Origin of the sequence: Kitasatospora putterlickiae (assembly GCF_039527695.1) — a bacterium.
GTDB classification, from domain to species: domain Bacteria; phylum Actinomycetota; class Actinomycetes; order Streptomycetales; family Streptomycetaceae; genus Kitasatospora; species Kitasatospora putterlickiae.
Map to the genome: position 1 here is coordinate 1 of NZ_BAAAKJ010000243.1, position 8,659 is coordinate 8,659.

Sequence of the window (8,659 nt, forward strand, 5' to 3'; positions counted from 1 at the left end):
CTTCCGCCCTGTCCACCCACCGAAGTCCGATGGCCGGACGTTCCGGTCAACGCCGCCGCAGCGGAGCGCGCCCGCGCCCGAGGTCCTGCGCCCGGGCGATGTCGTGCCGCTGTTGGATCACGGCGTCGCACAGGCCGAGGAGTTCAGCCGGCGGCTGCGCGACCCCGGGGGCCCGGGGCCGTCCGCGCCGACCCAATCCGGTGCTCGGGTGCGGTGGAGCCCGACGCCGTCCTCGACCGACGCTCCCGACAGCGGTGGCCGGTCACTCCACGCCGGTCACTCCACACCGGCCCCGAGCTGCCGCGCCAGGACGGCCGGGGCCTGCGCCAGGGACGGGCCGTACCAGGTGAGGTGGCGGCCGATCACCAGGCCCGCCGGGATGCCGGGGAAGGCCTCGGGGCCGTCGGCGGCGGTGAAGCGGTACGGCTCGTCGGGGAGGACGACCAGGTCGGGGCGGGTGGCGAGCAGTTCGGGGAGGGGGACGGCGGGGTAGCGCTCGGGGCGGTCCGGGTCCTCGGCGTGCGGGAGGCGCAGGCCGAGGCGCCGCAGCAGGTCGCCGGCGAAGGTGTCGTGGCCGAGGACCATCCAGGGGCGGCGCCAGATCGGGACCACCGCCCGGCGCCCCGCTCCGGGCAGCGGGCGGACCTCGGCCAAGGCGGCCCAGGCGGCCCCGGCGGCGTCCAGCCACGGTGGGCGGGGCAGGCCGCAGGCGACGGTGAGCAGCCGGTCCAGTGAGCGGAGCGCCTGGTCGAGGGTGCGGATGTCGGTGACCCAGACGGGCAGGCCGGCGGCCCGCAGGGCGTCCAGGTCGGGGCGGCGGTTCTCCTCGGCGTTGGCGATCACGAGGTCCGGGGCGAGCGCCACGATCCGGGCCACGTCCGGGTTCTTGGTGCCGCCGATCCGGGTCACCGCCAGGCCTGCCGGGTGATCGCACCAGTCGGTGGCGCCGACCAGCAGCCCGTCCGCGGTGGCGGCGACCGCCTCGGTGAGCGAGGGCACCAGCGACACCACCCGCCGCACCGGCCTCGGGCCGAGCGGCACCGTCGACCCGAGGTCGTCGACCACCGGACCGCCGGGAGCGGGAAGGGACGTCATCCCGCCACCCTAGCCGCCACCCCAGCCGCCGCTCCGGTCGCCACCCGACCACCACCCGGCCGCTGCCCGGAGGGGCAAACTCCCGGGAACCGGCCGGGCGCGGTGGCCGACTACCTGGTCCGGGTTCACAGCACGAACCCCGAGCACGACCACTGACCAGGAGAGATTCTGATGCGCCCTCGCGCCCTCCGCGGTACCGCGGCCGCCGTCACCGCGGCCGTCGCCCTCTTCGCCACGGCATGCTCCAGTGACGGTGACGGTGGCGGCGGCGGGGACACCGCGGCGGGCGCCGGGAGCACGCCGTCGGCGGGGGCCGGAGCGGCGGCGTTCCCGGTCAAGGTGGCCGACTGCGCGGGCCGGGAGACCACCGTCGAGCAGGCGCCGAAGCGGATCGTCACCAGCAACGCGGCCGGCCTTGAGATGCTGCTCCAACTCGGCGTGGGCGACCGGATCATCGGCACCGGGTTCCCGCCGGGGAAGGGCGGTCTGCCGGCCGCCCTCGCCGACCAAGGCGCCAAGGTGCCGGTGCTGGGCACCACGGTGATCCCCAAGGAGAAGCTGCTCGGCTCCGGCGCCGACCTCTACGTGGACACCTTCGGGCCGATGCCGGCGATGGGGGCGGCGGGCGCCGGGGCGACCGAGGAGGAGATGAAGGCGGTCGGCATCCAGCACGTGGTGCTGCTCTCCACCGCCTGCGCCACCGGGCCCAAGGCCGTCAAGGGACCGCGCACCGACCTCACCGGGGTCGAGGAGGACATCCGCCGCCTCGGCGCGGTCACCGGGACGGCCGCCCGGGCCGAGGAACTGGTCGGCGCGATGGAGAAGCAGATCACGGACGTCAAGAACGCCACCTCGGGCGTACCGGAGGAGCGGCGTCCCGGGTACTTCCTCTTCGACTTCGATGCCGGTACAAAGCAACCGATGGCCGTCTGCGCCAAGCAGGTCGCCAACGCGGTGATCACCCTGGCCGGCGCGCGCAACGTGTTCGCCGACTGCGACGCCGACTTCCGGCCCGTCTCCTGGGAGGACGTGGTGGCGAAGAACCCGGACTGGATCCAGCTCGCGGTGCGCAACCGCGGTAGTGAGGAGGCGACCCGCAAGGCCTTCGACGAGGCCGAGGCGTTCCTCAAGGGCTTCCCCGCCACCCAGGGCCTGAAGGCCGTGCAGGAGGGGCGCTTCCTGCGGATCGGCTCCGAGGTCACCACCATCGCCGGGACCCGCACCGCCGACACCGTGCGGCGGATCGCCGCGACGGTCCATCCGACGCTCGTCCAGAACGGGCGCTAGCCGATGGCCGGGACCACCTCCACCACCAGGGGCGGCGCCGCCGCCGTACGGCGCGAACGCGTCCGGGCCCTTCGCGCCGGACCGCTCGCCGCCGTGCTCACCGCCGCCCTGGTCGTCGCGCTGACCGCCGCCGTCTCGCTCGGCGCCGTGGACATCCCGCCCGGCGAGGTGTGGGAGGCGGTCGGCCGCCGGATCACCGGGCAGCGTCCGGCGCCCGGCAGCCGGGACCTCATCGTCTGGCAACTGCGCGTCCCCCGCGCCCTGCTGGCGGCCGTGGTCGGCGCCGGGCTGGGCGTGGTCGGCACCGCCGTGCAGGCCCTGGTCCGCAATCCGCTCGCCGACCCGTTCCTGCTCGGCATCTCCTCCGGGGCCTCGCTCGGCGCGGTCGGCGTCATCGTGCTCGGGGCCGGCCTCGGCCTGGAGCTGACCATCGGCGGCATCGCCGGGATCACCGTCTCGCTGGCCGCCTTCCTCGGCGCGCTCGCCGCCTTCTCCCTGGTGTGGCTGATGGCCCGGCGCGGCGGCGGCTTCTCCCCGTTACGCCTGGTGCTGGCCGGCATCGGCATCGGCCAGTTCCTCTCCGGCCTCACCAGCTACCTCGTGCTGCAGACCGGTGACGAGCAGCAGACCCGGGGCGTGCTGTTCTGGCTGATGGGCAGCCTGAGCGGCGCCACCTGGAGCCAACTCGCCGTCCCCGCCATCGCGGTGGCCCTCGGGATGCTGCTGCTCCAGGCGCGCGCCCGGGGGCTGAACGCCATGCTGATGGGCGACGAGACGGCGGCCGGCCTCGGCGTCGACGTCGCCCGGCTGCGCCGCGAGATCTTCGCCGTCACCAGCGTGCTCACCGGTGTGCTGGTCGCCGTCTCCGGGGCGATCGGCTTCGTCGGGCTGATGGTCCCGCACGTGTGCCGGATGCTGGTCGGCGGCGACCACCGCCGGCTGCTGCCGCTGTCCGCTCTCACCGGCGCGGTGCTGCTGGTGGTCGTCGACCTGCTCGCCCGCACCGCGCTGGACGGCCAGGAGGTGCCGATCGGCGTGGTGACCGCCCTGCTCGGCGCGCCCACCCTGCTCTACCTGCTGGACCGACGACTGGAGCGGAATTGAGAATCGCCGTCGAGGACGTGAGCGTCGCCCTGGCCGGGCGGACCGTGGTGGCCGGCGTCCACCTGGTCGCCAAGGAGGGCGAGATCGCCGGGCTGGTCGGTCCCAACGGCAGCGGCAAGTCCAGCCTGCTGCGCACCGTGTACCGGCACCTGCGGCCGAGCGCGGGGCGGGTGCTGCTGGCCGGGCGGGAGTTGTCCGAGCTGAGCCCGGCGCAGTCCGCCCGGCACATCGGGGCGCTGCCCCAGGAGCGCGGCGGGGACTTCGAGTTGACCGTCCGCGAGGTGGTCGCGATGGGCCGCACCCCGTACAAGCGGGCGTTCGCCAAGGACGACGCCGAGGACCACCGGGTGGTCGACGAGGCGCTGGAACGGGTCGGCATGGCGCACGCGCCGGACCGCCGGTTCGCCCAGCTCTCCGGCGGTGAGCGCCAACGCGTGCTGCTGGCCAGGGCGTTGGCCCAGCAGCCGGACGTCCTGGTGCTGGACGAGCCGACCAACCACCTGGACGTCCGGCACCAGGTGGAACTGCTGGCGCTGCTGCGCGAGCAGCGGCGCACCACGCTGGTCGCGCTGCACGACCTGAACGCGGCCGCCTCGGTGTGCGACCGGCTGCACGTGCTGCACCGCGGCACGCTGGTCGCCTCGGGCGAGCCGCGTGAGGTGCTGACCGCCGAACTGCTCGCCGAGGTGTTCGGCGTACGGGCGGCGGTGGTCGAACACCCGCTGACGGGTGACCCGTTGATCGCGTTCGACCACCGCACGCCCGCCGGGGCCGCGGGCCGGGCGCCCTCAGGGCTCCCGGTCACCGCCGCCCCGGCTTCAGCCGTCCGGGACGCCGGCGCCCCGGCCTCCGTCGAGTGTCAGGAGGTCTCGTAGTGGCTCGGGCGGCCGTTGCGCTCGACCAGGCGGCCGGCCTTGGCGGCCTCCTCGCTGCGCAGCAGTTCCCATCCGCCGTCCTGGCGGTGCAGCACCGAGGAGTGCCACGGGGTCATCCACATGTCCGCGTGCTCCAGCAGCCGGATGCCGAACTTCAGCACGCCGACCTTCTGCGGGTGGATGGAGAGCCGGAACGAGCGGGGGTGCTGCTCGGCGATGAGGTCGCCCCAGGCGCGGCTGCGCTGGATGACGCCGTAGGCGCGCTGGCGGCAGTCGCGCTGCAGGGCGGACTTGGTGCCGGTCCAGCCGAAGGTGTCCTCGGTGAGGAAGCGGGTGATGCCGCGATAGAGCTTGGCGGTCTCCTCGTCGGTCAGCACCTGCTCGCGCAGCTCCTCCTTGGTGGGCGCGTACTGGGCGTGCACCCGGGCGCGCTTCTCGTCGAAGGGCAGGTCGCCGAGGACGGCCCGCAGGTCGAAGGTGTCGAGGTTGGTCAGGCCCTCGCGCTCGATCAGCGCGGCCAACTCGTCGGAGTACTGGTCGATGTGGTCGTCGGGCACGTGGATGAGGTCGCCGAAGATGTGGCCGTCGGAGCAGATCAGGATCTTCGCGCCGGGCTCGTAGATCTTGCCGATCTCCTCGGCGAGCCGGTTGAGGAAGCTGAGCGAGAGCCGCTCGCCCTCGTCGGGCAGGTGGCCGAGCACCTTGGCGAGGTTGGGGGACTTGCAGGGGAACCCGGGCAGGGTGAACAGGATCGGGTCCCCGGCGGTGATGAAGTCGGCCAGCTGATCGAGCTGCAGCGGGAAGTCGGCGGGGGTGGCGTCGACCTCGGGGTCGGACGCGCGGCGGTGCGGAAGCAGCAGGTCGAGGATCTCGGCGGAGATCCGGGCGGTGCTCTGCTGGTCGGGCACGGTGTACCCGGTGCTGGTCTGCGCGGTGATCACGGTGCTGTCGGTGATCTCGTCGCTGGCGGCCTGGGAGACGCTGGAGTTGCTGGTGACGGTGCCGGCGCGCGGCATGGTGGTCCTCCACGGAACGGTGATCGGGCTTCGGGCAGGCGGAGCCACGCCCCGGCTGTGGTCGCCGGGACGCTGTGGTGGATGCAGGGAGTGGCGTGGTGGCCCTTCTCAGGCGCTCAGATCCGCCGGTCGTAGGCGACCGGGAGCCGGTTCACTCCGCGGGCCAGGACGGCGGGCACCCAGGCGAGCGCGTCGATGCGCTCGTCGTCGGCGACGGACGGGCGCAGCCCGGGCAGTCGGGTGAGCAGGGTGCCGATGGCGATCTGGAGCTCGGCCCGGGCCAGGGCGGCGCCGGGGCAGAAGTGGATGCCGTGGCCGAAGGCCAGGTGGGCGTTGGGGGAGCGGTCGAAGTCCAGGACGTCGGTGTCCGTGAACTGCTCCTCGTCGCGGTTGGCGGCGCCGAGCGAGACGATCACCGAGTCGCCGGCCGGGACGACGGTGCCGTGCAGGTCGCTGTCCGCGGCGAAGAAGCGCCAGGTGGTGAGCTCGAACGCGCCGTCGTAGCGGAGCAGTTCCTCGATCGCCCGGGTGAGCAGGCCCGGTTCCGCGGTGGGCGCTTCGGGGTCGAGGGCGGCGCGCAGCCGGTCGAGCTGCTCCGGGTGGCGCAGCAGGGTGATCAGCATGGTGGTGATCTGGTTGGTGACCGGCTCCTGGCCGGCGACCAGCAGCTGGAACACCATCGAGTCGAGCTCCTCGGGGCTCAACTCACCGGCGTCGCACGCGGCGACGAGCCGGCCGAGCAGGTCCACGTCGGGCCCGGCGGGGTCGTGGGTGGCGCGCTTGTGGGCGACCACCTCGGCGATGTAGGTCTGCAGGCCGCGCAGCCGGCCCTCGTACGCCGGTCGGCCCGGGTCCTGCGGGCCGACCGGTTGCACCACCTTGCCCCAGTCGCGGTCGAACTTGACCGCCAACTCCTGGGGGAGGCCGATCACTTCGGCCAGCACCCGGAAGGGGTAGTGGGCCGCGAAGCCCGCCACCAGGTCGGTACCGCCGGCCGGGGCGGTGGGCGGCAGCTGGTCGACGAGGGCGTCGGCCAGCTCCTGGATGCGCGGGCGCAGGCGCTCCACCCGGCGCGGTGAGAAGGCGTCCAGGACGAGCCTGCGCATCGTGGTGTGCTTCGGCGGGTCCTGGTGCAGCAGGTGCGCTTGGAGCTGCGAGTGCTGCGGTTCGGGCATGATCGAGGCGAGCCGGCGCCACTCGTCGTTGCCGAGGTCGTGGTTCTTGCCGAGCCGGGGGTCGTTGAGCGCCTCGTGGGCGGCCTTGTAGCCGGTGACCAGCCAGGCGCCGACGCCGCTCGGGAAGGTGACCCGGTGGACCGGGCCGGCCGCCCGCATCCGCCGGTACAGGGGGTAGGGGTCGCTCTTGTACTCCTGTCCGAACAGCGGCACGGGGTCGGGGAGTTCGTCGTACCCGAACGGGCAGCGGGGCCCGTCGGGAGCCTCGCCCGCCGCGGTCGGGTCGTGGACGGTGTCGGTCATTGCGGATGTTCCTCCGGTGGTGATCTGCCGTGTGCAGGTCCGGCGGTGACGACGCGTCACGCCGGGCTGCTGATCGTCCGGTCGGTGTCGGTGGTGCTTTCGGTGCTTTCGGTGGTCGTGGTGCTCTTGGTGCGGTCGGCGGGCTTGCCGCCCTTGGTGGTGCGGTGGTGCAGGGTCAGGAGGGCCACGGCGAGCGCGGCGGTGAGGCCGGCGAGGGTGAGGCCGGCCCGCACGCCGGCGATCTCGGTGGCGCCGTACAGGGTGGCGGCGGTGCCCAGCGCGGGGCCGAGCGCGAAGCCGAGGCTGCGGGACAGCTGGACGGCCGAACCGGCGGTGGCGAGTTGGCCCGGCGGGGCCGAGGTCATCACCAGGGCCTGGACCGGGCCGCCGTTGAGACCCATGCCGACGCCGGCCACGGCGAGGCGCCAGGCGATGTCGGGGGAGGACCAGTCGGTGTCCAGCGGGACGAGCAGCAGCAGGCCGACGGTGGTGATGGTGGCGCCGGTGAGCGCGGTGGGGCGGGCGCCCCAGCGGTCCGCGAGCCGCCCGCCGAAGCGGCCGGCCACCACCATGCCCAGCGGGAACGCCAGCATGGTGAGCGCGGTGGTGGTGGCGCTCACCCCGCCCTCGCGGCGCAGGTGCTGGGCGAGCAGGAAGTGGGTGGCGGCGAAGCCGGCGGCGAGCGTGAGCACCGAGCCGTTCACGGGGGCGGTGCGGGAGACGCGCAGCACGGTGGCGACCGGGCGGCCGCCGGGGCGGCGCAGCCAGATCAGCAGCAGGGGTGCGGAGGGCAGGACGAGCAGCAGCCAGAGCGGCGCGTCCGGGGCGAGGGTGAGGCCGAGCATGACGGCGGCGACCGCCGAGCCGATCAGCGCGGCGTCACCGAGCGAGCCGCGGTCGGGCAGCCGCAGGCGCTTGCCGACGCGCGGGGCGTTGCGCCGGGTGATCAGCCAGGCGGCCAGGCAGACCGGCAGCTTGACCAGGAAGATCGCCCGCCAGCCGACGTGGTCCAGCAGCAGACCGCCGATCACCGGGCCGAGCACGGCGCCGAGCGGGCCCATCGTGGCGGGCACGCTCATCGCCCGGCCGCGCAGCTCGGGGCGGACGGAGGTGGCGGCGAGGACCGGCATCAGGACGAACAGCACGGCGCCGAAGGCGCCTTGGGCGAGGCGGGCGGCGATCAGCCAGCTCGCCCAGGGCGCGGCGGCGGCCAGTGTGCTGCAGAGCGCGAAGCAGGCGACGCACAGCAACAGGGCGGCGCGCAGGCCGACTTGATCCAGCCACCGCCCGGCGGGCAGCAACAGGGCGACCAGGGGGAGCTGGTAGCCGAGCACGGCCCACTGGGCGGTGGTGGGGGAGACGTCGAAGGCGTTCGCGATGTCCGTGAGCGCGAGGTTGACGACGTTCATGTCGAGCATCGCGACGAAGGAGAGCAGGCCTGCGGCGAAGACCAGGCTCCACCGGTCCTCCGCCCCGGCCGGGCTGCCACCCGGTGCGCCGACGGCGGGCGACTGCTGCCTTGCCATGGGTCATCCTCCGTTCCCCCGTGCTGTCCGGACACCACCTCGGCGGCGGCGTCCGGTACAGCAGTCGGAGGCGCCGGGGCCCGGGTTCCGAACAGGTGGGGGATTTTTGCGGCTTGGCCGGATCGTGACGGCGCTGGCCGATCTCGTCCCGCCGCTGACGGCCGCCAACCGGCGGCTGACGACCGACAACTGACAACTGACGGATTTCAGATGACGGATAACAGCTGACAGATTCTGAAATCTGTCAGCTGTTATCCGTCATCGCGCCGGTGCCGTCG

At 73.9% G+C, this 8,659-nt stretch carries 7 protein-coding genes; 3 read left to right on the forward strand and 4 right to left on the reverse strand.

The features are described 5' to 3' along the window. Positions 1–276: 276 nt before the first annotated feature. Positions 277–1,095, reverse strand: a complete 819-nt coding sequence (locus ABD308_RS24420) for a helical backbone metal receptor (RefSeq protein WP_344338611.1) — start codon at positions 1,093–1,095, stop codon at positions 277–279. A gap of 171 nt (positions 1,096–1,266) precedes the next feature. On the opposite strand from ABD308_RS24420, the gene ABD308_RS24425 reads away from it, so the two are divergent. The 3 genes from ABD308_RS24425 to ABD308_RS24435 are packed head-to-tail and all read left to right on the forward strand — an operon-like array spanning position 1,267 to position 4,361. Then, positions 1,267–2,382, forward strand: coding sequence for an ABC transporter substrate-binding protein (locus ABD308_RS24425; RefSeq protein WP_344338613.1), 1,116 nt, complete (start codon positions 1,267–1,269; stop codon positions 2,380–2,382). A gap of 3 nt (positions 2,383–2,385) precedes the next feature. Continuing rightward, entirely contained in the window at positions 2,386–3,486 is a 1,101-nt protein-coding gene (locus ABD308_RS24430) for a FecCD family ABC transporter permease (protein WP_344338616.1), read from the forward strand. Beyond that, complete coding sequence (locus ABD308_RS24435; RefSeq protein WP_344338618.1) at positions 3,483–4,361, forward strand: ABC transporter ATP-binding protein; 879 nt, start codon at positions 3,483–3,485, stop codon at positions 4,359–4,361. The genes ABD308_RS24430 and ABD308_RS24435 overlap by 4 nt, the downstream gene beginning before the upstream one ends. Here ABD308_RS24435 and ABD308_RS24440 read toward each other — a convergent pair. The 3 genes from ABD308_RS24440 to ABD308_RS24450 form a co-directional block, all read right to left on the reverse strand. Then, positions 4,346–5,377 carry an L-tyrosine/L-tryptophan isonitrile synthase family protein gene (locus tag ABD308_RS24440; RefSeq protein ID WP_344338619.1) on the reverse strand — a complete coding sequence of 344 codons (1,032 nt, stop codon included), beginning with the start codon at positions 5,375–5,377 and terminating at the stop codon, positions 4,346–4,348. The two genes, ABD308_RS24435 and ABD308_RS24440, sit on opposite strands and share 16 nt — an antisense overlap. Before the next feature lie 116 nt (positions 5,378–5,493). Continuing rightward, the gene (locus tag ABD308_RS24445; RefSeq protein ID WP_344338622.1) at positions 5,494–6,855 is read right to left on the reverse strand and encodes a cytochrome P450 family protein; all 1,362 of its coding nucleotides are present in this window, start codon (positions 6,853–6,855) and stop codon (positions 5,494–5,496) included. Between the two features lie 56 nt (positions 6,856–6,911). After that, complete coding sequence (locus tag ABD308_RS24450; protein WP_344338623.1) at positions 6,912–8,381, reverse strand: MFS transporter; 1,470 nt, start codon at positions 8,379–8,381, stop codon at positions 6,912–6,914. Positions 8,382–8,659 lie beyond the last annotated feature (278 nt).

Bases quoted from the DNA above. Each gene is read 5' to 3' on its own strand.
- ABD308_RS24420 (WP_344338611.1), bottom strand. From the start codon at position 1,095: ATGACGTCCCTTCCCGCTCCCGGCGGTCCGGTGGTCGACGACCTCGGG.
- ABD308_RS24425 (WP_344338613.1), top strand. From the start codon at position 1,267: ATGCGCCCTCGCGCCCTCCGCGGTACCGCGGCCGCCGTCACCGCGGCC.
- ABD308_RS24430 (WP_344338616.1), top strand. From the start codon at position 2,386: ATGGCCGGGACCACCTCCACCACCAGGGGCGGCGCCGCCGCCGTACGG.
- ABD308_RS24440 (WP_344338619.1), bottom strand. From the start codon at position 5,377: ATGCCGCGCGCCGGCACCGTCACCAGCAACTCCAGCGTCTCCCAGGCC.
- ABD308_RS24445 (WP_344338622.1), bottom strand. From the start codon at position 6,855: ATGACCGACACCGTCCACGACCCGACCGCGGCGGGCGAGGCTCCCGAC.
- ABD308_RS24450 (WP_344338623.1), bottom strand. From the start codon at position 8,381: ATGGCAAGGCAGCAGTCGCCCGCCGTCGGCGCACCGGGTGGCAGCCCG.